Below are 20,083 nucleotides of genomic sequence, written 5' to 3'. Positions count from 1 at the left end.
GTTTGGCCGTTGGCTGTGGATAAGCGGGTTTATTGGGGATGATCGGCGCGGAACAGCGTCCATTCCTCCACCGTGCGGCCGTCCGGCAGCTGGCACAGCGCGTACTCATTGCCCTGGGCGTCTTTTTGCGGCAACAGCTTGCCGCCCTTTTCCCCGCAATACACGGAGGCCGGATTGGCCATGCCCACCGCGGGGCGCTCCGGCGGCTTGGTCTGGCTGCAGGCGCTCAGGCCCAAGAGCGCGGCGGCGCATATCAAGATTCTCATGCGGTTTTCCTTTCAGTATCAGGCCGACAACAGCTTGCCGGATTTGAAGGCCTCGCGGCTGGCCACCTTGGCCAGCGACAGGCCGGTGGTGGTGTAGGTGCGGGCGCTGGTGGCGTACAACATGCCGGGGCGGTTGGCGCGGATCTCGCTGCAGCGGTCGCCTATCGGGTCTATCACCTCGGCCAGCAGTTCGCCGCTGGCCACCTCGCTGCCCGGTTGGGCGTGGTAGACCACCACGCCGGCGTGCGGCGCGTACAGGTTTTCCGAACCGGCCAGCGGGGTGGCCGGGAAGGGCAGTTCCGGCTGCGGCGGCGCGGCTTCGGCGATCACGCCGCGGTGGCGCAGGAAGTTGAGGATGCCTTCCGCGTCCCGGCGCGCGTAATCGTGATGGACGTCGATTTCGCCGCGCAGTTCCACCGTCACCGCCAGGCAGGCCATGTCGATCTGGACGTCCAGGCCCTCGGCCGCCGCCAGGTCGCGCAGCTGCCACCATAGCTGGCCGCAGGCTTCGTCGAAGGGATGGTCGCCGGAATCGGTGGCCAGCAAGGTGGCGCAAGCGCCCAGATAGCGCGACAGCGGCTCGCACTGTTCCCACAGCGGGGTGCCGGTGTACAGGTGCAGGCCGGCGCGGCAGTCGCAATGCAGATCCAGCACCACGTCGGCGTCGAAAGCCAGCTTCATCAGCGTGTGGCGCAGCGATTGCAGCTCGCTGTCGGCGCGCAGCGCGCCCAATTGCTGGCGCGCCTCCGCGCGGATCAAGGCGGTGTTGGCCTTGCCGTCGCGGCCCAACTGCGCTTTCACCGCCTCGAAAATGGGCTCGGACAGCACCGGGTAATAGCGGTTGAAGTTCTGACCGCTTTGCAGGTCGAAACGCCCCAGCGGCTTCTCGCTCTGGTTCTGGTTCAGGCCTATGGGGTTGGCCACCGGCACCAGAATCACCTCGCCGCGCAGCAGGCCGGCGGCGTCCAGCCGCTGCAAGTCTTGCTTCAAATGCCAGGCGGTCAGCATGCCGGGCAGCTCGTCGGCGTGCAGGCTGGCCTGGATATAGATTTTCTGGCCGCTTTGCGGCACGCCGAAATGGAAGCTGGTCAGGTCGCGCTGGCTGCCCAGGCTGGGCGACAGCAAGGGCTGGCGGTGGGTGTACATGGGTTCTCCTCTTGCGGTGTGCGGCTCTGTCGTCGAATCTTATGCCAAACCGGCCCGGGCAAGATAGGGCCGCCGAGCGGACATGCGTTGACGAACGAGCATGCCCCCCGGACAATCATGGCTTTTGCCATTCCACGCCCGCGCGCGTGGTGGAGTGCCTTTGGATTCTCTCTCCGACTTCTTCCAGCCCGGCATCGAGCCCGCCTCCTTGCAGGCGGTGTCGCGCCTGACCGGCGCCTGGCCTTATCTCGCCGTCTTCGTCACGCTGTTCCGCGGCGGCGACGAAGAAGTGCTGATGCGGCTGCTGGTGTTGCGGGAACTGGGCGGCCGCGCCGAAGCGCCGCTATGGACGCCGCAGGAAATCGCCCAGCGTTTCGCCTATCTGAACGACACCAAGCTGGCCACCATCCTGGGCCGGCTGCGCGAAGGCGGCCTGCTGGTCTACGACAGCGACGGCGGCGTTTACCAGCTGTCCGAGGGCGCGCGCGTCGCGCTGGCGGCGCTGGCCACCATGGTGGATTTCGCCGGCGACGACGTGGAGCTGGGCTATCTGACCAGCCAGGTAGCCGCCGGCCAGGCGGTGGGCCAGGTGTCCGACGAAGCGCTCAAACACCTGCTGGCGCGCCTGAACGAGCTGTACGCGGAATTTGAAGAAGCGCTGGAATCGCAGTCGGAATTCCGCATCCGCGCCGCCCAGCACCGCCTGGAGGCGGTATGGCGCTGGGTGGCCAAATCCACCGAGGTGGTCAAGAGCCTGACCCAGGACGACACGCTGAGCCTGCTGGTGCTCAACCAGGCCCAGGCCATCGCGTTGGCGCAAAGCCGCATGCTGGCGCTGGCCGGCACGTTTGAGCGCCGGCTGGCGCAATTGGCCGCGCAGCGCGTGCATCTGGGCGGCTCCGGCCTGACCTCCACCGACATCGCCGACTGGCTGCGCCGCATGGCGACCGGCCAGCTGGCGCACAAGCTGGATGCCTGTCTGTCCATCGCCCCCGAGCCCGCCTTCCTGTCCACGCCGGAACTGGCCGACGTGGCCGAATTCGAACTGCTGGCGCGCGAGCGCGCCAAGGCCGGCTCCATGACGCTGCCGGGCGGAGAAGCCGCGCCGCTGGCCGACGCGCCGGAAATGGAGCGCCTGCTGGAGGCCGAGGCCATGTACGACGCCTTGCTGGAACTGGGCATGTCCGGCGCGGCCGACGCCCACATCAGCCAGGCGGTGCTGGCCGACAGCTACAACGAAACCGCCTATCGGCTGTCGCTGCTGTCCCTGATCGGGGATCCGGAAAGCAGCAACGACCAAAGCATCGTCGCCGCGCTGGCCAAGCTGCCGTTCAGTCTGCAAGGCGGCGAGAGCGTGATCGAGCCGGACCACCCGGAAGTGGCGTCGCTGTCCGACGCGCGACTGGTGGCCGCGGCCCAAAAAGGTTCTTAATGGAAACAGAAATCAAAACCCTGACCGCCCGTCTGCTGGCGCATCGGGTGGTGCCGCGCGGCGACGCGCTGGCGAAGAAGGCGCTGCTGGACGACAGCTTCCGCCTGGAATTGGACAAGAGCCTGGCGGCCGTCGGCCTGCGCCTGGTGGAGAACCCCTACGCCGAACACCTCGCCGTGGCCTTGCTGCCGGAAATGACCGAACCGGTGTTCGGCTCCGGCGACGCCTGGCTCAACAATAATCTGGGCCTGCCGCGCGACGGCGTGGCGCTGCTGGTCATCCTGTGGTCCTTGATCATCCTGCCCAAGCGCGAACGCCAGATCGCCCGCGTGGAAGCCGGCAAGGAAAACCAGAGCGATATGTTCGGCGCGCAAAAGCCGCTGGAAACCGGCGAGGCCGTGTCCACCGGCGTGTCCGAGGACGCGCTCTACGCGGACTTCGGCAAGGCGCTGGGCGGCCGCACCCGCTTCAACGCCAACCTGGGCCGCCTGGTCAACCTGGGCTTCATCGTGCGCCGCAACCGCTGGCTGGACGAAGGGCCGATGCTGGACCTGATGATCGACTACGCCCAGCTGGCGCCGCGCATCATCGAGGGCGCGCTGGCCGACGTGCTGCTGCGCCGCGAAGGCCGCGACGCGCTGGCCGACAAGCGCGCGGAAGCGGCCGAGGACGGCCTGGACGCCGCCGCGGAGGCGGACGACTCCGCCGGCCCGCTGTTTGACCTGCCGCTCGACGACGCGGCCCACGAGGAGACGCGCTGATGTTCCAGATGAAATCGGTGGAAATGGTGCACTGGGACTTCTGGCAGCGGCTGACCGTGCCGCTGGACGCGCAGATCGTCACCATCATTGGCCCCAACGGCTCCGGCAAGACCACCTTGCTGGACGCGATGCGCACCCTGCTGGCGATCAAATGCTCGGGCAAGCGCGATTACAAGCGCTACGTTCGCAACAATAAGGAACCCTTCGCCTATCTGCGCGGCGTGGTGGACAATCCGCGCCGCCCCAGCGGCGGCCTGTATCCGACGCCCTTCTTCCCCATCGTCGCGGACGCCGTCACCCTGCTGTGCCGGGTCAAGAAACAGGGCGGGGACTGGGTGCGCCACTACGCCATCCTGGACGGCGACGTGCCGCTGGAGCTGGCCGAAGGCCAGGCCCAATGGATGGGCGTGCAGGAATACCGCCGCCGGCTGGAAATGGCCGGCCTGACCCCGGCGGTGGCCGAAGTGCTGGCGCTGGAACAGGGCGATACCGACAAGCTCACCGAATACAGCCCGCGCCAACTGCTGGACCTGGTGTTCCAGGTCTTCGGCGACAAGGACGTGCTGGACAACTACCAGCGCGCCCGCGACGAGCAGCGCGCCACCGAGCTGGAGCTGGAATCGCTGAGCCGTCAGGAAGAAGCGCTGCAGACGCGGGTGGAAACCATGAAGACCCGCGCCAACCGCTATCTGGAATGGCGGCAGTTGCAAACCGGCATCGCCCGGCTGCGCGACGAGGCGCTGCCGGTGCTGGCCTATCTGGACGCCAAGTCCGCGCTCGGCAATGTCTGGAAAAACTACCGCGGCAACTTCCACACGCTGAACCAGGCCCAGGGCGAGCATGCCGACACCTTGCAACTGGTGGCCAAGCTCAAGGCGGCGGAAGTGGCCGCCGACGCCTCGCGCAAGGCGGCCGAAACCGCCCGCGTCGGCGCGCAGGAAGCCTTTATGGCGGCCAAGGGCGAACACGCCGGCGTGGCCGGCCAGCTCAAGGAGCGCGACCGGCTGCAAGCCTTGGCCAGCAAGGAATACGGCGCCGACGCCGCCCAACTGGCCGACAAGCTCTCCGCCTTGCGCGGCGAAGCCGAGCAATTGAAAGACGGCCTGCGCGAACTGAAAAAGCAGCGCCAGGACAGCTCCCAGCACCTGGAGGCGCTGGAGATAGGCCGCGGCCGCGCGCCGGAAGACGTGCGCCAGTTCAAGGCCGCGCTGGACGAGGCCGGCATCGGCCACCTGATGTTGTCCGACATCGTGGAAGTGCTGGACCCCAACTGGCAGGCGGCGGTGGAAGCGCTGTTGCGCGGCTATCGCCACGTGGTGCTGCTGGAGCGCGAATCCGACCGCCGCGAAGCCTGGCGCATCGGCGAGAAACTGCGCTACCGCCACTTCGTGGTGCCGGAGCGCAGCAGCCCGCCGCGCGCCAACGCCGGTAGCCTGATGGAAGTGGTGCGCTTCTCCGCCGACGCGCCGGAATGGCTGTATCGGCAATTGAACAGCGTCAGCCGCGTCGACGGCGCCGAGCAGGGCGCCGACGTCAGCGGCGACTGGATCACCCGCGACGGCTATTTCCGCGAACGCCGCGGCGCGCGCCACATCGGCGTGCCGGCGCATGAGTTCGCCTTCGGCGAAGCCGCCCGCCAATCGCGGCTGCTGGCGGTGCGCGAGGCATTGAAAGCGCTGAACACCCGCATCCTGGCCGATGAAGAGCGGCTGGTGGCCGCCACGCGCGAAGCCGCCGGCCTGGCCGAATACCTGGGCGGCATGGACGCCATCCGCCAGCTGGACAGCCGCGCCGAAGAGTTCGCCGCGCTGGAAACGCGCAAGCAGGGGCTGGAAAGCGAAATCGCCCGCCTGGGCGCGGCGCTGGGCCTGGTCAGCGCGGAGAAGGAAGCCGCCGACCAACGCTACAGCGACGCAAGGCTGGCGCACGACCGCGTCTGCCAGCGCGAACAGGACAGCCTGGCCGCCTTCCGCCAAAAACAGCAGGAAGTGGAGCAGGCGCGCCGCCAGGTGCGCCGCCTGCTGTCCGAGCTGCGCGAATGGGCGGAGCGCTTGCCCGATGCGGCGCTGGCGGCGGATAACGTCGCGGCGTTCGAAAGCGAGTTCGACACCGCCGCCGACGCCAAGCACCAGCTCAATTACTTGGAAGAGCGGCTGCAAAGCGGAGACTGGGAGCAGGACGAAGCCGTGTTGGCCCTGAAGGACAAACTGGTGGAAGACCTGACCGGCCTGGACCGCGAGCGTCAGCGCCGCCAGAGCGAAGTGGACCGTTCGCGCGAACTCACCGACGAAGCGCGCGCCGCCTATATGGGCAAGCTGCGCGCCACCGTCCGCGTCTACGGTCAGAACGTCAAGCGCCTGGGCGAACTGGCCGGCATCCAGGTGGAGGTGGAACTGCCGCAGCTGTCCAACGACGACGCGGCGCTGGCCCAGGCCGGCCTGGTGCTCAAGTTCAACTTCGACCAGAAGGGCCTGATGGGCATGAACGACGGCGAAGCCTCCGGCGGCCAGCAGGTGATGAAGTCGCTGATCCTGCTGATCGGCCTGATGATGGACGAGTCCAACCCGTCCGGCTTCGTCTTCATCGACGAGCCGTTCGCCCACCTGGACATCTTCAACATCGACCGCGTCGCCGGCTTCCTCAAAGCCACCGAGGCGCAGTACCTGATCACCACGCCCAACACCCACAACATCAATATCTTCGCGCCGTCGGAGCTGACGCTGGCCACCCGCAAGAAGCGGCCGGGAGAGCAATGGGCGCCGCCCATTCTGCAAACCCGCCGCCGCGCGGACGGCGGCGAACCGGCTTGAGCAGACTGCGCAGCCGCCCCTAGGGGCGGCTGTTTTCTATTGGGCGGGCCACTGTCGCTCACGGCTGGTTGTAGCTGTACTCGATGCCGTTGATCGTGGACTTGAAGCCGTAGCGCGGGAAGGCCGGGTTCGGCTTCTTGGCGAGGTAGGCGTCCGCCAGCGCCTCGGCCGCTTGCCGGTAGAATTTGATCTGGTTCTTGTTATACCAGGGATCGTCGTGGGGATTGGGGCTGAACTTATAGCTCTGGTCGCGGCCGCCGGCGATGTAAATGCGAATGCCGCGCGCGCCGGGGCCGGAGCCGCCGCTTTTTTGCTCCACGTAGTTGAAGGTGATGCCGCTGTCCTTGTAATTGGGCAGGCTGCCGCTGATATTGGCTGCCAGCGCTCCGCCGGCGGTCAGCGACAGCGCGCTGACGGCGAGCAAGGCCGCGACGCGGCGGAACAGGAAGTTGAGTGGGGGATGCATGGCGCTCCTTTGGGTGATGGTTGAGAACCGTCGGCAAGCGAGCGGCCTTGCCGGCGAGGCGTTAGCGTCGTGAAATGGCGCTTAAATGTCGCCTATTTATACAAATGGCAATTATCTTTCGTCTTTAAATGCCATTTGGATTGTGAAGATAGGCGAGCGCGAGGCTATCAGCAAGCGCCGCATGCCAGTCCTTAAGGCCGGGCGGCGAGAAAGCGCTGATGAGGCGTTTGCGCGGCGGGCCGCGCTTGGACGGCGGATGGCGTCCCGCCGCCTCTGGCCTATGCTGAGAGGGAGGCATGAGCGTTGTGGGAAAGCAGGTTTGAAATGGAAGAACGCGATTTGGTGAGCAGCGCCATCCCCATGGCGCAACTCAAGCTGGAACTGCGCCCGAACGGCGTTTTGAGGATTGCGGTGTACGAGCTTGACGATGAGGAGCCGTTTTTCGTTTACGAGGCCAGCGATGACTTCGATCCCGAGGCGGTGCTGGGCGTCGCGGAAAGGCGGCTGGACCCGGTGCGGCTGGCCGTCTTCAAGCATGTGTTCTTCCCGGCTCAGGACGATGTCGAGGATGGACGGGAAGAGGGCGACGGGTAAAGGACTCCCGCGCCCCTTCGTCCATTGCAGGCCAACACCCCGCCCAGGCGGGGTGTTATTTTTACGCTGATCGCCATGGCTTTGGCCCTGATGAACCGGCAAGTACAATCTTGGTCGTGTCGTTCAATTGGCGGAACCGGATTTGGCGCCCTAAATGTATTGATTCCTTTGTCGAGAGTGGTTTTCTCGCATCTATTTAAAGCAACGTAGTTGTGTTTCCTATGGCAGGCAGTGGCAGGGAGACCTTGATGGTCTGCCGGTTCTCAGTGCGCCGGTTCGCTAACCCTGTCACATGCCTGTTTTTCCCCATGTGTGGTGGAGTTCTCGCTGCTTAGCCGGGAACAGTGGCCGCCATGGCCTTGACCCTGATGGATAGGCAAGCAACAATCCTTGCCGTGCTGCCGCCATAGCAGCACCGGGAGTGGAAACCCGTATTGCTGTTAAGAAGGCAGACGCGTTGTATGCGCGCGTCTGAGCCATTCCACGTCTGCAAGGCGGGGGGTGGCAGGGAGGCCTAGCGCCTGCCGATTGCCTTCTTGTCGGTTTTCCACCCCTGCCGCCTGCCCGCCACCCGAGTGGAAACGGGTGCCGGGCCGATCTTTTCGAAGAAGGAGGCCCCATGCTCATCCGCTATTTGTCTCATTTCTTATTACCGTCCCCCTTGCCGTCTCCGCACTCTGAGGAGGCCCGGCCATGACTGCGCTGCCGCTTGCCGCTTCGTCCCTGAGTCCGCGTCAAGACGCCCAAAGCCCGCCTGGGGGCGGGCTTCGGGTACTGATGGATGGCCCGGCCATGGGCCGGGCGCATGCGCTTAGCGCAGGTTCAACGCTTTGATCGCGTTGTTGATTTCATCCGCCAGGCGCACTTCCTGACCCAGCTGCTCGTGCCATTGCTGGTTCTGGAAGAAGGCGTAGCGCGCCTTGGAGTTGTTGCCGGCTTGCCAGCCGTCTTTCAGTTGGCCGTCGAAGAAGAACTGTTCCAGCAGCGCGTGGCCGGCCGCGTGGGCCTGGTTTTGCGCGTGCTGCTCGTGCAGGCGCGGCGCGCCCACCAGATGCAGTTCGATATCGCGGCCCTGCTCTTCGTAGCGGCCTTGGATCGGGTGCTCGAACACCAGCGGCTGCAGCGTGGCGTGGGTGATGGTGGCGCGGCCGGTGATATGGCGCGACGGGGTGTACACGGTCAGATCCAGCCGCAGGTTCAGGCCGCCCGCCTGGCCGGGTTTGTTGACGTTGTAGCTGACGATGAACAGGCCGGATTTTTGATCGCGATCGATAGTCATGTTTGGACTCCTTGAGATCAATAACATCAGAGAAGTTGGAGCGCCCGGTGGGACGCCCAGGCCCAATGGCGATGTGCGAGCCGCGGCGGTAACCGCTGCTGCCCTGTAGTTATATAACCTTTGATTTTATTTTCTGCCGTACTTAATGGCAGTTGGAAATAAAGAGGAGATGGGGCTTGCGCGCGGGCTTAGGGAGGGGAGGGGCAGGAAAGCGCGCCGCCGGGGCCGGCGGCGCGAGGGAAAATCAGGCTTGTTGCTCAAAGCGCACAGGCTGTTTGCCCAGGCGCTTGACCCGCACCACCACGGTGCCGGCGATCTTGTCGTGCCAGCCTTGTTTGCGTGCGTCCAGGCCCACCCAGATCAGGCCCAGCAAGAAGGGGAAGCAGGATACGAAGTAGCCGAGATAGCGCAGCGCCGCCTGTCCCGGCGTCATCGGCGCGCCGGTTTTGGCGTCCACGATGCGAGCGCCCAGCAGCATTTTGCCCGGCGTGCTGCTCTTGAACCACCAGAAAGCCAGCACCGCCGCCGCCGGCAGCACCCAGTTGACCATCAGGCCGGCCAGCGGGCTCAACTCGAAGCCGCCTTGCATCATGAAGGCCTGCATCATCCAGCCGTCGCCGCTTTCCGCCACGCGGCGGGTTTCGCCGCCGCCGCCGGCCAGCAGCCAGATCGCCGGCGCCAGCGCCAGGCACAGTAGCAGGGTGTCGATCAGGCTGGCCAGCACCCGCAGCCAGAAGCCGACGTATTCCAGTTCTTCGGCGCCGTCTTGCATCTTCAATCCTCCAGATTGGGTTTGTGCTTAGCCGCTACGCGCAGATAGTGTTCGGCGGAGTATTGGAAATAGGCCAGCTCTTTGTCGGTCAGCGGCCGCGCCTGCTTGACCGGGTTGCCCAGATAAAGATAGCCGGACTCCAGCCGCTTGCCCGGCGGCACCAGGCTGCCGGCCCCGATCAGCACCCGCGGCTCTATCACCGCGCGGTCCAGCACGATGCTGCCGATGCCGACCAGCACTTCGTCGCCTATGGTGCAGCCGTGCAGGGTGACGTGGTGGCCGATGGTGACGTTGCGGCCTATCACCAGCGGCGCGCCGACGGGGTCCGCTGCGCTTCTGTGGCTGACGTGCAGCATGGCGAAGTCCTGGATGTTGGAGTTCTCGCCTATGCTGATGGCGTTGACGTCGCCGCGTATCACCGCACAGGGCCAGACCGACGCGCCCTCCGCCAACGAGACTTCGCCGATGACCACGGCAGCCGGGTCGATGTAGCAGCTGTCGTGGATCTGCGGCTGATGCCCGTCATAAGGGCGGATATTGCTTTTCATCGGTCTGTCCTCATCTGAAATCGGGTAAAGTTCCTATCATACCCCCACAGGATGCCAATATGAGCCAGAACCCCTTGCTGGACTTTTCCGGACTGACCCGTTTCGCGGAGATCAAGCCGGAGCACATTTCCCCCGCCATCGACGAATTGCTGTCCGCCGCGCGCGCCGCGGTGGCGCGGCTGACCGCGGAGCAGGGCGCGCCCAGCTGGGAAAGCTTCGTCGATCCGCTGACCGACGCCACCGAGCATCTGGGCCGCGCCTGGGGCGTGGTGGGCCATCTGAACGCGGTGGTGAACACGCCGGAGTTGCGCGAGGCCTACAACAGCAATATCCCGAGAATTTCCGAGTTCTGGACCGAGATGGGCCAGAACCTGGAGCTGTTCGCCCGCTTCAAGGCGCTGGCGGCCAGCCCGGAGCACGCCGGCTATAGCGCGGCGCGCAAGAAGATCGTATCCAACGATCTGCGCGATTTCCGCCTGTCCGGCGCGGAATTGCCGCAGGCGGAAAAAGAGCGCTTCGCCGCCATCCAGACGCGGCTGGCGGAGCTGTCCGCCAAGTTCGAACAGAACGTGCTGGACGCCACCGACGCCTTCAGCCTGTATATCGAGGACAAGGCCGAGCTGTCCGGCGTGCCTGAGGATTCGCTGGAACTGTTCGCCGCCGCCGCGGCCGGCGACGACAAGAGCGGCTACAAGATCACGCTGCAATTCCCGTTCTACTTCCCGGTGCTGCAGTACGCGGACAACCGCGCGCTGCGCGAAAAGCTGTACCAGGCCAATGTGCAGCGCGCGTCGGAGTTCGGCCCGGCCGAACGCGACAACAGCCCCATCATCCGCGAAAAGCTGAAACTGGCGCGCGAGGAGGCCCAGCTGCTGGGCTTCGCCAACTTCGCCGAACTGTCCCTGTTCACCAAGATGGCGGAAAGCCCGGAACAGGTGATCGCCTTCCTGCGCGATCTGGCCGCGCGCGCCAAGCCGTTCGCGGTCAAGGACCGCCAGGAGCTGGAGGCCTTCGCCGCCGCCGAACTGGGCCTGGCCAAGCTGGAAGCCTGGGATCTGGCCTACGCCGCGGAAAAGCTGCGCGTGGCGCGCTACGCCTTCTCCGAGCAAGAAGTGAAGCAGTACTTCCCGGAAAGCAAGGTGCTACCCGGCCTGTTCGGCGTGGTGTCCACGCTGTTCGGCATCGAGGTGCGGCCTAGCAGTGCGCCGGTCTGGCATCAGGACGTGCGCTTCTTCGACATCCACAAGGACGGCCAACTGGTCGGCAGCTTTTATTTCGACCTGTACGCCCGCGACGGCAAGCGCTCCGGCGCCTGGATGGACGACGCGCGTGGCCGCCGCCGCAAGAGCGGCCAGGTGCAGACCCCGATCGCCTATCTGACCTGCAACTTCACCCGCCCGGTGGGCGACAAGCCGGCGCTGTTCACCCACGACGAAGTGATCACCTTGTTCCACGAGTTCGGCCATGGCCTGCATCATATGCTGACCCGCGTCGACGAACTGGGCGTGGCCGGCATCAACGGCGTGGAATGGGACGCGGTGGAGCTGCCCAGCCAGTTCCTGGAGAACTTCGCCTGGGAATGGGACGTGGTGCAGGGCATGACCCGCCATGTGGACAGCGGCGCGACCTTGCCGCGCGAGCTGTTCGACAAGATGCTGGCGGCCAAGAACTTCCAGAGCGGCATGGCCACGGTGCGCCAGCTGGAGTTCGCGCTGTTCGACCTGCAGCTGTACAGCGTCTTCGACGCCGACAAGGGCGATTGGCTGGCCCTGTTGGAAGAGGTGCGCGGCGAGGTGGCGGTGAACTTCCCGCCGGCCTACAACCGCTTCCCCAACAGCTTCAGCCACATTTTCGCCGGCGGCTATTCGGCCGGCTATTACAGCTACAAGTGGGCGGAAGTGCTGTCCGCGGACGCCTACGCGGCCTTCGAGGAGGCCGGCGGCGCCAATGCGGACACCGGCAAGCGCTTCTGGGACGAGATCCTGGCGGTGGGCGGCAGCCGACCGGCGCTGGAATCCTTCCGCGCCTTCCGCGGCCGCGATCCGCAGATCGACGCCTTGCTGCGCCATTCCGGCATGGTGGAAACAGTTTGAAACGGCCGTTTTATGCTGAGGGAAAAATATTCAGGGCTTTGTCGGAACTCTTGTGAAGCGCCGCGGCTCTAATTTTTTGCTCAGTGGGTTATCTCCAGAGCAGCAAGCGAGCCAGACGCATATCAGGGTAGATTGATATAGTGTCTATTGCGCGCCTCCGTGTAGACGGAGGCGCCTTTTTTTTGCCGCGGATCGCGCGGCTAAAAAGATTCAGTCGTCCCGCTCTGGTTTGGCGGGCGGCGTCAGCGGCTGCAGGGTGTGGCGGTGCTGGAAGGTAGGGGTCCGCATCGAGAACGGCGGGGTCAACGGCGCCAGACGAGGGCGGTTGGGGTTGCGCGTCGGGCATAATGCCTGTTGCGCGTCGTGCTGCTTGTGCTTGATAGTCAAGAACTTGCTCCGGTTACGACGACGCTTTCGATCATAGGCCGGGGTTCCGGGCCTTGGCAAATTCCCGTCGTCCGGCTGTTGTTTATTTGTTTAAACACTTTTGTTTAATCAAGCATCAAATAATCGACGCCATCGACTGTCGCCGCCCAAAGCTTGGCAGTGCCGCGCGCTGCGGTTATGGTGTCGGCCTTTGCATGAAAAACATTTGGAGAGCCCGCCGATGCGTTTTGCCACCTGGAACGTCAATTCCCTCAAGGTCCGCCTGCCGCAGGTGATCCAATGGCTGTCGGACAGCCCGGTGGACGTGCTCTGCCTGCAAGAGCTGAAAATGGATCAGGACGTGTTTCCCTTGGCCGAGATCGAAGCGGCCGGCTACCGCGCGGCCTGGTTCGGCCAGAAAACCTACAACGGCGTGGCCATTCTGGTGCGCGCGCCGCTGGAGCTGGAAGACGTGGTGCTCGGCATCCCCGATTACGGCGACGAGCAGCGCCGGGTGATCGCCGCCACGGTGAACGGCATCCGCGTGATCTGCGGCTATTTCGTCAACGGCGAGGCGGTGGATTCGCCCAAGTATCCGTACAAGCTGGAGTGGCTGGCCAATCTGGAGCGCTATGTCGCCGCGGAGCTGCAACGCCACCCGCAGCTGCTGTTGCTGGGCGATTACAATATCGCGCCGGAAGACCGCGATGTGTACGACCCGGAAAGCTGGCACGAACAAGTGTTGTGCAGCACGCCGGAACGCGAATCCTTCCGCCGCCTGATCGCGCTGGGCCTGAGCGACAGCTTCCGCCTGTTCAATCAGGAGGAGAAGCAGTACAGCTGGTGGGATTACCGCGCGATGATGTTCCGTCGCAACAAGGGCGTGCGCATCGACCACATCCTGGTCAGCGACGCCTTGAAGCCGCGCGCGCTGGAATGCGTGATCGACAAGGCGCCGCGCAAATGGGAGCGTCCGTCCGACCACACCCCGGTGGTGCTGACCCTGGCCGATTGAGCCTAAAGGCCGGCCGCGGCCGGCCTATCCGCCAGCTTTCTTGGCTTGCCTCAAAAATATCGCCGGCCGGTTTTGCTAGTCTGGAGCTTTCTTGCTTTCAGATGGCTGCGCGATGACCCAAAACCACCCCAAACTGCCGGTAGACCCGTATTACGAGGGCGTGCCGGAATACATGACCCAGGTGTACGACTGGGCTTACGTCAACCCGCGCAAGGCCGGCTGGCTGGATCGCAACCTGGTGGTGCGCGTCTTGTTGTTCTTCAACGATCAAAGGCTGATGCGCGCCTATCTGGAGCAGATCCGCCCCGGCGACAAGGTGTGGCAGGTGGCCCATGTCTACGGCGACCTGGTGCAGCGCGCGGCGGACCGGGTGGGCGGGGACGGGCGTTTCGTGCTCACCGACATCACGCCGGTGCAGATAGAGCACGCCGAGCGCAAGCTGCGCGATCGCCCTCAGGCCGCGGTGGTGCGCGCCAACGCCGGCAACCACCGGCTGGAGTCCGACGATTTCAACTTGATCTGCAGTTTCTTCCTGCTGCACGAGGTGCCGGATCATCTGAAGCGCGCCATCGTCGACAATATGCTGTCCCAGGTGCCGCCCGGCGGCCGCGCGGTCTTCGTCGACTACCATAGGCCCAAGCCGTGGCAGCCGATAGGCTGGCTGCTCAAATGGGTGAACCGCGTGTTGGAGCCGTTCGCCGAGGCCTTGTGGAACCATGAGATTCGCGACTACGCGCAAGAGGCGGACGGCTTCGACTGGAGCAAGCGCACCCTGTTCGGCGGGGTGTACCAGGTGACGACGGCGAAGAGGAAGCCTTGAGGGCGCGCCGTACTTGACGTTACACGGGCTTACAAGCGACTAACAGACCCGGGACGGGGGCAGGGCTAGGATACGTCTCAAGGAAGCGCCGAATCCGGCGCGATGTGATCGGTGAACGGGAGCCCAAGGCTCCCAAGCCTGAAACTGGAGATGCATCATGAACAAACTGACTCTGCTTGCCCTGACCGCCGCTTTCGGCCTGAGCTCCGCCGCTGGTTTCGCCGCCGAAACCGCCAAGCCGGCCGCTTCCGCTCCGGCAGCTAAAATGGCTCCGGCCGCCAAGAAAGCTGAAAAGCACCCGGCCAAGATCCACCACGCCAAGAAAGGCGAAAAGGTAGCCGCTTCCGCTCCGGCGCAAAAAGCCCAGGCCGCCAAGGCCGAAGCGTCCGCTCCGGCCAAGGCCAAGCACGCCGCCAAGAAGCCGCACGCCAAGCATGCGAAGAAGGCCGCTTCCGCCGCCGCCCAGAAAGCCCAGGCCGCCAAGGCTGAAGCTTCCGCTCCGGCCAAGAAGCACGCCGCTAAAAAGCCGTACGCAAAGCACGCTAAAAAAGCCGCTTCCGCTCCGGCGCAGAAAGCCCAGGCCGCCAAGGCCGAGGCCTCCGCTCCGGCCAAGAAAGTAGAGAAAAAGGCCGCTCAACACAAGAAGCACGCCGGCAAGGCCAAGAAGGCCGCTGCATCGGCTGCCAAATAAACCGGACCTCGCGTCTGGCTCGCTAAAAAAAACAGGCCCCTCAGGGAGGCCAAGACTCAAAGGAGGCCGCGGCCTCCTTTTTCTTTTTGAACGGGACCGCCGGCAGGACAGGCGCGCCCGGCGGCCTTATGCTGTTACACTCAAACGCTTCGATGCCGGCCGCATGCCCCGGCTTGAAACCGCTTTCGTCCATTGATTTCGCGCTTAAGGAGCTTCCATGCTAGCCGCCCCGCAAGTTTACGCCTTCCTGCCGCCGCGCCGCATTCTGATGGGGCCGGGCCCGTCCGACGTTTATCCGGAAGTGCTGGCCGCCCAGGCCCGCCCCACCGTCGGCCATCTGGACCCGCTGTTCGTCGGCATGATGGACGAGGTGAAAAGCCTGCTGCAATACGCGTTCCAGACCGCAAACCCGATGACGGTGGCGCTGTCGGCGCCGGGTTCGGCCGGCATGGAGGCCTGCTTCGTCAACCTGGTGGAGCCGGGCGAGAAGGTCATCGTCTGCCGCAACGGCGTGTTCGGCGAGCGCATGCGCCAGAACGTGGTGCGGCTGGGCGCGGTGCCGGTGCTGGTGGACAGCCCCTGGGGCCAGCCGGTGGATCCGGACGCGGTGGAGAGCGCCTTGAAAGCCAATCCGGACGCGCGCTTCCTGGCCTTCGTTCACGCCGAGACCTCCACCGGCGCGCTGTCCGACGCCAAGACGCTGTGCGCGCTGGCCAAACGCCACGGCTGCCTGAGCATCGTCGACGCGGTGACCTCGCTGGGCGGGGTGGAGCTGCGCGTGGACGAATGGGGCGTGGACGCGGTGTATTCCGGCAGCCAGAAGTGTCTGTCCTGCGTGCCCGGCTTGTCGCCCTTGTCTTTTTCGCCGGCGGCGGTGGACAAGCTGCAGGCGCGGCAAAGCCCGGTGCCCAGCTGGTTCCTGGACCAGACCCTGGTGATGGCCTACTGGGGCGGCGGCAAGCGCAGCTACCATCACACCGCGCCGGTGAACGCCTTGTACGCGCTGCACGAATCGCTGCGCCAGCTGGCCGGCGAGGGCCTGGAGGCGGCTTGGCGGCGCCACCGCGACATGCATCTGATTCTGCGCGACGGCCTGGAGAAGCTGGGGCTGAGGTTCGTGGTGGACGCCGCGGCGCGCTTGCCGCAGCTGAACGCGGTTTATATTCCCGAGGGCATAGACGACGCGGCCACGCGCAATCGTCTGTTGCAGGAGTACAACCTGGAGATAGGCGGCGGCCTGGGCGATCTGGCCGGCAAGGCCTGGCGCATCGGCCTGATGGGCTACGGCGCGCGCCGCGAGAACGTGGCGCTGTGCCTGAAGGCGCTGGAGAGCGTGTTGAAGTAAGCGCGGCCTGTGTCCGGCGGGCGCGCGTCAGCGCGCGCCGCGCCGCCGGGAGATGAAAAACGCCATCCGCGAAGGATGGCGTTTTTGCTGCCGCGGGAGGCGGATCGGCTTATTTTTCGACGAAGGCGCGTTCGATCGCGTAGTCGGCCGGTTCGCCCATGCGCGGGGATTCCTTGAAGCCCATGCCGTTCAGGATCTCGCACAGATCGTGCAGCATGGACGGGCTGCCGCAGATCAGCGCGCGGTCGTGTTCCGGGTTCATTTGCGGCAGGCCGATGTCGGCGCACAGCTTGCCGCTGGTGATCAGGTCGGTCAGCCGGCCCTGATTGCGGAAGGGCTCGCGGGTCACGGTCGGGTAGTAGATCAGTTTCTCGCGCACCATCTCGCCGAAGAATTCGTTTTCCGGCAGTTCTTTGGTGATGTAGTCGTGGTAGCCCAGCTCGCTGACCCAGCGCACGCCATGGGTCAGGATCACTTTGTCGTAGCGCTCGTACACGTCCGGGTCTTTGATGATGGACATGAAGGGGGCGAGGCCGGTGCCGGTGGACAGCAGGTAGAGGTTTTTGCCGGGCAGCAGATTGTCCTGCACCAGGGTGCCGGTGGGCTTCTTGCTGATCATCACGGTGTCGCCCACCTTCAGGTGCTGCAGGCGGGAGGTCAGCGGACCGTCCTGCACCTTGATGCTGTAGAACTCCATGTGTTCTTCGTAGTTGGAGCTGACGATGGAGTAGGCGCGCATCAGCGGCTTGCCGTTGACTTCCAGACCTATCATCACGAACTGGCCGTTGATGAAGCGCAGGCCGGCGTCGCGGGTGCAGGTGAAGCTGAACAGGGTGTCGTTCCAGTGATGGACGGACAGGACCTTTTCGGAGGTCAGGTTGGGAGAGGACATAAGGTTTGCTGCTCGCTAATTTATGAAGTAGAAGCTCGAAAAGTATGGGGCCGATTTTAACCGGTTTGTCGCTTCGCCGCTTGTTCTTACTGGGCAAGGCCGGCGATATCGACGTTAAATTCAATTGGAACAGCATGTTAACCGACATTGCCGTCGCCGCCGAACGATTGTTTTCTGATGTGTTTATCGCTGCGCGTTATTTGTCCGCGACGCAATGAAAGAGGGCGTCACCGTGGCGGGACGCCCTCTCGGACAACTTACAGAGAAAGACTATGCGCTTTACCCTTGCAGAACCGCACGACCACCGCTTTACCGCAAGGCCGTTACCAAAGAGCGGGCTGTACAAGACAGCGCTACGACGATGCCGTGTCGTGGCGGCGCCGCCATCATGGCAGCTTGCCGCGCACCGTGTCCTTGATGGACATCACAGAAAGACCAACCGCTTCTTTCTTAATGGGCAAATCGACAAACGGTAATCACAAGTTTATTGACTCTGGATTTGGCGGACCGGCCTGGCCGGTGTTGCATGCGCTCCGTCTTGGAGGCTGGCTTGGCGTTGCGGACTGTGCCGATTTGGCTGGCCGTGTTTATTGGCCAATGCTCAACGCGTGGAAAACTGGATGGCCGCCGGCATACTGCCATGAAAGCATTCGGAACCCTCCCTGTCGTGTTGACCATTCCACTATAGACGCTGCCGTTCCCAATGCAAGCCGGCGGGCGGCGGTCTCAACTGGCCTTAGGGTCGGCCAGCGGCGCGTCCAGCGCCAGCCGAGCGGGCCGCAGATGTTGTTCGAACTGGCGGCTGGCGGCCTGCCAGGAGTAGCGCTCGGCGACGGCGCGCACATGGCCGCGGTCCAGTTCCAGCGCCTTCAGGCAGGCGGCGCGCAGGTCGGCGTCCAGCACGCCGGCGCCGCTGTCGCCCACCACGTCCAGCGGTCCGGCCACCGGGTAGGCGGCCACCGGCGTGCCGCAGGCCATCGCCTCCAGCAGCACCAGGCCGAAGGTGTCGGTCAGGCTGGGAAACACGAAGACGTCGGCGGCGCGGTAGAAGCGCGCCAGCTCGTGCTGGGGAAAGATGCCGGCGAAGTGGACGTCCTGATAGTGCTGCTTCAGCCGCGCCAGCTGCGGGCCGTCGCCCACCACCCATTTGCTGCCCGGCAACTCCAGCTTGAGAAAGGCCTCGATGTTCTTTTCCACCGCCACCCGGCCGATGTAGACGAAGCGCGGCGGCGCGGTGCCGTCCAGCCGCTCGCGCGGGCCGGGGCTGAACAGCGCGGTGTCCACGCCGCGGCTCCACAGCTTGACGTTGTGAAAGCCGCGGGCGCTCAAATCGTCGGCGATGGACTGGGTGGGCACCATCACGCAATGGGCGGCGTTGTGGAAGCGGCGCATCCAGGCGTAGCTGAGCGCCAGCGGCAGCCGGCAGCGGGCGTGCACGTATTCCGGAAAGCGGGTGTGATAGGCGGTGGAGAAAGCCAGGCCGTGGCGCAGGCAATAGCGGCGCGCGGCCAGGCCCAGCGGCCCTTCGGTGGCGATGTGGATGGCGTCCGGCGCGAAGGCGGCGATGCGGTCGGCCACTTTGCGGTAGGGAAACAGCGACAGGCGGATGTCGGGGTAGGTGGGGCAGGGCAGGGTGCGGAAGGCCTGCGGGGTGATCATTTCCACCTGGTGTCCGAAGCCGGCCAGTTCGCGCGCGGTTTCGGTCAGCGAACGGACCACGCCGTTGACCTGGGGCAGCCAGGCGTCGGTGACAATCAGGATGCGCATGTCGTCTCCTTGTGGTCGGCTTGCGCCGTTTGGGCTTGCAAGGCGGCGGCCGGCTGTCCCATTTGGGTCCAGTACAGCACTTCCAGCCGGCCGTCGGCGTGTTCCACCAGCGCGGACAGGCTTTCCACCCAGTCGCCGCTGTTGCCGTAGAGAATGCCGTCGATGTCGCGCACCTCGGCCTTGTGGATGTGGCCGCAGATCACGCCGTCGTAGCCGCGCCGGCGCGCTTCGCCGGCGAGAATGGTTTCGAAATTGCTGATGAAGTTGACCGCGTTTTTGACCTTGTGTTTCAGGTACTGCGACAGCGACCAGTACGGCAGGCCCAGTTTCAGCCGCGCCCAGTTGAAGCCGCGGTTCAGTTCCAGGATCAGGGTGTAGAGGGTGTCGCCGACATAGGCCAGCCATTTGGCGTACTGGATCACGCCGTCGAATTCGTCGCCGTGCAGGATCAGCAGCCGCTTGCCGTCGGCGGTGCGGTGCTCGGCCTCCTGACGGATGGCGATGCCGCCGAAGTCCAGCCCGGCGTACTGGCGCGCCGCCTCGTCGTGGTTGCCGGGCACGTAGATCACCTTGGTGCCCTTGCGCGCCTTGCGCAGCACTTTTTGCACCACGTCGTTGTGGCTCTGCTTCCAGTACCAGGATTTTTTCAGCTGCCAGCCGTCGACGATGTCGCCGACCAGGTACAGGTATTCGGATTCGTGGCAGCGCAGGAAGTCCAACAGGTGGTCGGCGCGGCAGCCGGAGGTGCCGAGGTGGACGTCGGAAATCCAGATCGCGCGCAGTTGTCGGGCGCTGTCGGGGGCGGGGTCTGGCTGCATGGCGGCTCCGTCGGCCTGTGGACTGCTGGCGATGCTGACAGCGGCAGGTGACAGTCGCGTGAGATTTCGGTGACGACGCGATGAAATTTCTTGAGCGGGGCCTTTAAGATTGTCTTAAGCGCGCTCTGTTGCAATCGGGCATTGCGGCGGCGCTTGTGACGGCGGCGAGAGCGCGCTAGGCTGCCGGGACCTTGAACGTCCG

At 64.8% G+C, this 20,083-nt stretch carries 20 protein-coding genes; 10 read left to right on the top strand and 10 right to left on the bottom strand.

The window, feature by feature from the left end; translation table 11 throughout:
* Positions 1-29: 29 nt before the first annotated feature.
* Entirely contained in the window at positions 30-266 is a 237-nt protein-coding gene (locus tag ACODSD_RS04880) for a putative hemolysin (RefSeq protein ID WP_166453390.1), read from the bottom strand.
* Between the two features lie 18 nt (positions 267-284).
* Complete coding sequence (locus ACODSD_RS04875) at positions 285-1,412, bottom strand: succinylglutamate desuccinylase/aspartoacylase family protein (RefSeq protein WP_488876901.1); 1,128 nt, start codon at positions 1,410-1,412, stop codon at positions 285-287.
* Between the two features lie 154 nt (positions 1,413-1,566).
* Here ACODSD_RS04875 and ACODSD_RS04870 point away from each other — a divergent pair, with 154 nt between their 5' ends.
* Genes ACODSD_RS04870 through ACODSD_RS04860 form a run of 3 tightly spaced genes read left to right on the top strand, consistent with a single transcriptional unit; the run spans position 1,567 to position 6,415 of the window.
* Positions 1,567-2,844 carry a hypothetical protein gene (locus ACODSD_RS04870; RefSeq protein WP_488876900.1) on the top strand — a complete coding sequence of 426 codons (1,278 nt, stop codon included), beginning with the start codon at positions 1,567-1,569 and terminating at the stop codon, positions 2,842-2,844.
* A complete protein-coding gene (locus tag ACODSD_RS04865; RefSeq protein WP_488876899.1) occupies positions 2,844-3,605 on the top strand; it encodes a hypothetical protein in 762 nt (253 codons plus the stop codon). Before ACODSD_RS04870 ends, ACODSD_RS04865 begins: the two co-directional genes overlap by 1 nt.
* Positions 3,605-6,415, top strand: coding sequence for an ATP-binding protein (locus ACODSD_RS04860; protein WP_488876898.1), 2,811 nt, complete (start codon positions 3,605-3,607; stop codon positions 6,413-6,415). Before ACODSD_RS04865 ends, ACODSD_RS04860 begins: the two co-directional genes overlap by 1 nt.
* Before the next feature lie 58 nt (positions 6,416-6,473).
* On the opposite strand, the gene ACODSD_RS04855 is transcribed toward ACODSD_RS04860, so the two are convergent.
* Positions 6,474-6,881, bottom strand: a complete 408-nt coding sequence (locus ACODSD_RS04855) for a hypothetical protein (protein ID WP_107800679.1) — start codon at positions 6,879-6,881, stop codon at positions 6,474-6,476.
* A 324-nt stretch (positions 6,882-7,205) separates the two neighbouring features.
* Between ACODSD_RS04855 and ACODSD_RS04850 the strand changes: the two genes are divergently transcribed.
* A complete protein-coding gene (locus ACODSD_RS04850; RefSeq protein ID WP_227105086.1) occupies positions 7,206-7,475 on the top strand; it encodes a hypothetical protein in 270 nt (89 codons plus the stop codon).
* An 811-nt stretch (positions 7,476-8,286) separates the two neighbouring features.
* Here the strand turns inward: ACODSD_RS04850 and ACODSD_RS04845 are convergent.
* From ACODSD_RS04845 to ACODSD_RS04835, 3 genes are all read right to left on the bottom strand, one after another.
* The gene (locus ACODSD_RS04845; RefSeq protein WP_043589836.1) at positions 8,287-8,754 is read right to left on the bottom strand and encodes a DUF1842 domain-containing protein; all 468 of its coding nucleotides are present in this window, start codon (positions 8,752-8,754) and stop codon (positions 8,287-8,289) included.
* 244 nt (positions 8,755-8,998) lie between these two features.
* Positions 8,999-9,526 (bottom strand): RDD family protein, encoded by a 528-nt coding sequence (locus ACODSD_RS04840; protein WP_488876897.1) that lies wholly within the window; start codon positions 9,524-9,526, stop codon positions 8,999-9,001.
* A 2-nt stretch (positions 9,527-9,528) separates the two neighbouring features.
* Complete coding sequence (locus ACODSD_RS04835) at positions 9,529-10,074, bottom strand: gamma carbonic anhydrase family protein (protein WP_107800675.1); 546 nt, start codon at positions 10,072-10,074, stop codon at positions 9,529-9,531.
* Between the two features lie 59 nt (positions 10,075-10,133).
* Between ACODSD_RS04835 and ACODSD_RS04830 the strand changes: the two genes are divergently transcribed.
* On the top strand, positions 10,134-12,167 hold the full coding sequence (locus ACODSD_RS04830) for a M3 family metallopeptidase (protein WP_107800674.1): 2,034 nt from the start codon (positions 10,134-10,136) through the stop codon (positions 12,165-12,167).
* Between the two features lie 210 nt (positions 12,168-12,377).
* On the opposite strand, the gene ACODSD_RS04825 is transcribed toward ACODSD_RS04830, so the two are convergent.
* Positions 12,378-12,554 carry a hypothetical protein gene (locus ACODSD_RS04825; protein WP_158274345.1) on the bottom strand — a complete coding sequence of 59 codons (177 nt, stop codon included), beginning with the start codon at positions 12,552-12,554 and terminating at the stop codon, positions 12,378-12,380.
* Between the two features lie 220 nt (positions 12,555-12,774).
* Between ACODSD_RS04825 and xth the strand changes: the two genes are divergently transcribed.
* The 4 genes from xth to ACODSD_RS04805 all read left to right on the top strand — a co-directional run bounded on the left by xth (position 12,775) and on the right by ACODSD_RS04805 (position 16,404).
* Positions 12,775-13,548 carry an exodeoxyribonuclease III gene (gene xth / locus ACODSD_RS04820; protein WP_107801970.1) on the top strand — a complete coding sequence of 258 codons (774 nt, stop codon included), beginning with the start codon at positions 12,775-12,777 and terminating at the stop codon, positions 13,546-13,548.
* A gap of 112 nt (positions 13,549-13,660) precedes the next feature.
* Complete coding sequence (gene rquA, locus ACODSD_RS04815; protein ID WP_107800673.1) at positions 13,661-14,368, top strand: rhodoquinone biosynthesis methyltransferase RquA; 708 nt, start codon at positions 13,661-13,663, stop codon at positions 14,366-14,368.
* 157 nt (positions 14,369-14,525) lie between these two features.
* The gene (locus ACODSD_RS04810; RefSeq protein WP_488876896.1) at positions 14,526-15,059 is read left to right on the top strand and encodes a hypothetical protein; all 534 of its coding nucleotides are present in this window, start codon (positions 14,526-14,528) and stop codon (positions 15,057-15,059) included.
* Between the two features lie 217 nt (positions 15,060-15,276).
* Positions 15,277-16,404, top strand: coding sequence for a pyridoxal-phosphate-dependent aminotransferase family protein (locus ACODSD_RS04805; RefSeq protein WP_488876895.1), 1,128 nt, complete (start codon positions 15,277-15,279; stop codon positions 16,402-16,404).
* Positions 16,405-16,513: 109 nt separating this feature from the next.
* On the opposite strand, the gene ACODSD_RS04800 is transcribed toward ACODSD_RS04805, so the two are convergent.
* A complete protein-coding gene (locus tag ACODSD_RS04800) occupies positions 16,514-17,296 on the bottom strand; it encodes a ferredoxin--NADP reductase (protein WP_019104206.1) in 783 nt (260 codons plus the stop codon).
* A 44-nt stretch (positions 17,297-17,340) separates the two neighbouring features.
* Here ACODSD_RS04800 and ACODSD_RS04795 point away from each other — a divergent pair, with 44 nt between their 5' ends.
* On the top strand, positions 17,341-17,514 hold the full coding sequence (locus ACODSD_RS04795; RefSeq protein ID WP_158274344.1) for a hypothetical protein: 174 nt from the start codon (positions 17,341-17,343) through the stop codon (positions 17,512-17,514).
* A 508-nt stretch (positions 17,515-18,022) separates the two neighbouring features.
* Here ACODSD_RS04795 and ACODSD_RS04790 read toward each other — a convergent pair.
* Entirely contained in the window at positions 18,023-19,063 is a 1,041-nt protein-coding gene (locus ACODSD_RS04790) for a glycosyltransferase family 4 protein (RefSeq protein WP_107800670.1), read from the bottom strand.
* Complete coding sequence (locus tag ACODSD_RS04785) at positions 19,051-19,881, bottom strand: UDP-2,3-diacylglucosamine diphosphatase (protein ID WP_107800669.1); 831 nt, start codon at positions 19,879-19,881, stop codon at positions 19,051-19,053. The genes ACODSD_RS04790 and ACODSD_RS04785 overlap by 13 nt, the downstream gene beginning before the upstream one ends.
* Between the last annotated feature and the right edge of the window lie 202 nt (positions 19,882-20,083).

This window comes from Chromobacterium sp. FG22 (assembly GCF_057809415.1).
The sequence above is the reverse complement of the archived record's forward strand: the minus strand, read 5'-3'. Positions and strand labels throughout refer to the sequence as shown.

Excerpts from the sequence above, each read along its gene's own strand:
- ACODSD_RS04880 (WP_166453390.1), bottom strand. The coding sequence starts at position 266 with ATGAGAATCTTGATATGCGCCGCCGCGCTCTTGGGCCTGAGCGCCTGC.
- ACODSD_RS04875 (WP_488876901.1), bottom strand. The coding sequence starts at position 1,412 with ATGTACACCCACCGCCAGCCCTTGCTGTCGCCCAGCCTGGGCAGCCAG.
- ACODSD_RS04865 (WP_488876899.1), top strand. The coding sequence starts at position 2,844 with ATGGAAACAGAAATCAAAACCCTGACCGCCCGTCTGCTGGCGCATCGG.
- ACODSD_RS04860 (WP_488876898.1), top strand. The coding sequence starts at position 3,605 with ATGTTCCAGATGAAATCGGTGGAAATGGTGCACTGGGACTTCTGGCAG.
- ACODSD_RS04855 (WP_107800679.1), bottom strand. The coding sequence starts at position 6,881 with ATGCATCCCCCACTCAACTTCCTGTTCCGCCGCGTCGCGGCCTTGCTC.
- ACODSD_RS04850 (WP_227105086.1), top strand. The coding sequence starts at position 7,206 with ATGGAAGAACGCGATTTGGTGAGCAGCGCCATCCCCATGGCGCAACTC.
- ACODSD_RS04845 (WP_043589836.1), bottom strand. The coding sequence starts at position 8,754 with ATGACTATCGATCGCGATCAAAAATCCGGCCTGTTCATCGTCAGCTAC.
- ACODSD_RS04840 (WP_488876897.1), bottom strand. The coding sequence starts at position 9,526 with ATGCAAGACGGCGCCGAAGAACTGGAATACGTCGGCTTCTGGCTGCGG.
- ACODSD_RS04835 (WP_107800675.1), bottom strand. The coding sequence starts at position 10,074 with ATGAAAAGCAATATCCGCCCTTATGACGGGCATCAGCCGCAGATCCAC.
- ACODSD_RS04830 (WP_107800674.1), top strand. The coding sequence starts at position 10,134 with ATGAGCCAGAACCCCTTGCTGGACTTTTCCGGACTGACCCGTTTCGCG.
- xth (WP_107801970.1), top strand. The coding sequence starts at position 12,775 with ATGCGTTTTGCCACCTGGAACGTCAATTCCCTCAAGGTCCGCCTGCCG.
- rquA (WP_107800673.1), top strand. The coding sequence starts at position 13,661 with ATGACCCAAAACCACCCCAAACTGCCGGTAGACCCGTATTACGAGGGC.
- ACODSD_RS04810 (WP_488876896.1), top strand. The coding sequence starts at position 14,526 with ATGAACAAACTGACTCTGCTTGCCCTGACCGCCGCTTTCGGCCTGAGC.
- ACODSD_RS04805 (WP_488876895.1), top strand. The coding sequence starts at position 15,277 with ATGCTAGCCGCCCCGCAAGTTTACGCCTTCCTGCCGCCGCGCCGCATT.
- ACODSD_RS04800 (WP_019104206.1), bottom strand. The coding sequence starts at position 17,296 with ATGTCCTCTCCCAACCTGACCTCCGAAAAGGTCCTGTCCGTCCATCAC.
- ACODSD_RS04795 (WP_158274344.1), top strand. The coding sequence starts at position 17,341 with ATGGGGCCGATTTTAACCGGTTTGTCGCTTCGCCGCTTGTTCTTACTG.
- ACODSD_RS04790 (WP_107800670.1), bottom strand. The coding sequence starts at position 19,063 with ATGCGCATCCTGATTGTCACCGACGCCTGGCTGCCCCAGGTCAACGGC.
- ACODSD_RS04785 (WP_107800669.1), bottom strand. The coding sequence starts at position 19,881 with ATGCAGCCAGACCCCGCCCCCGACAGCGCCCGACAACTGCGCGCGATC.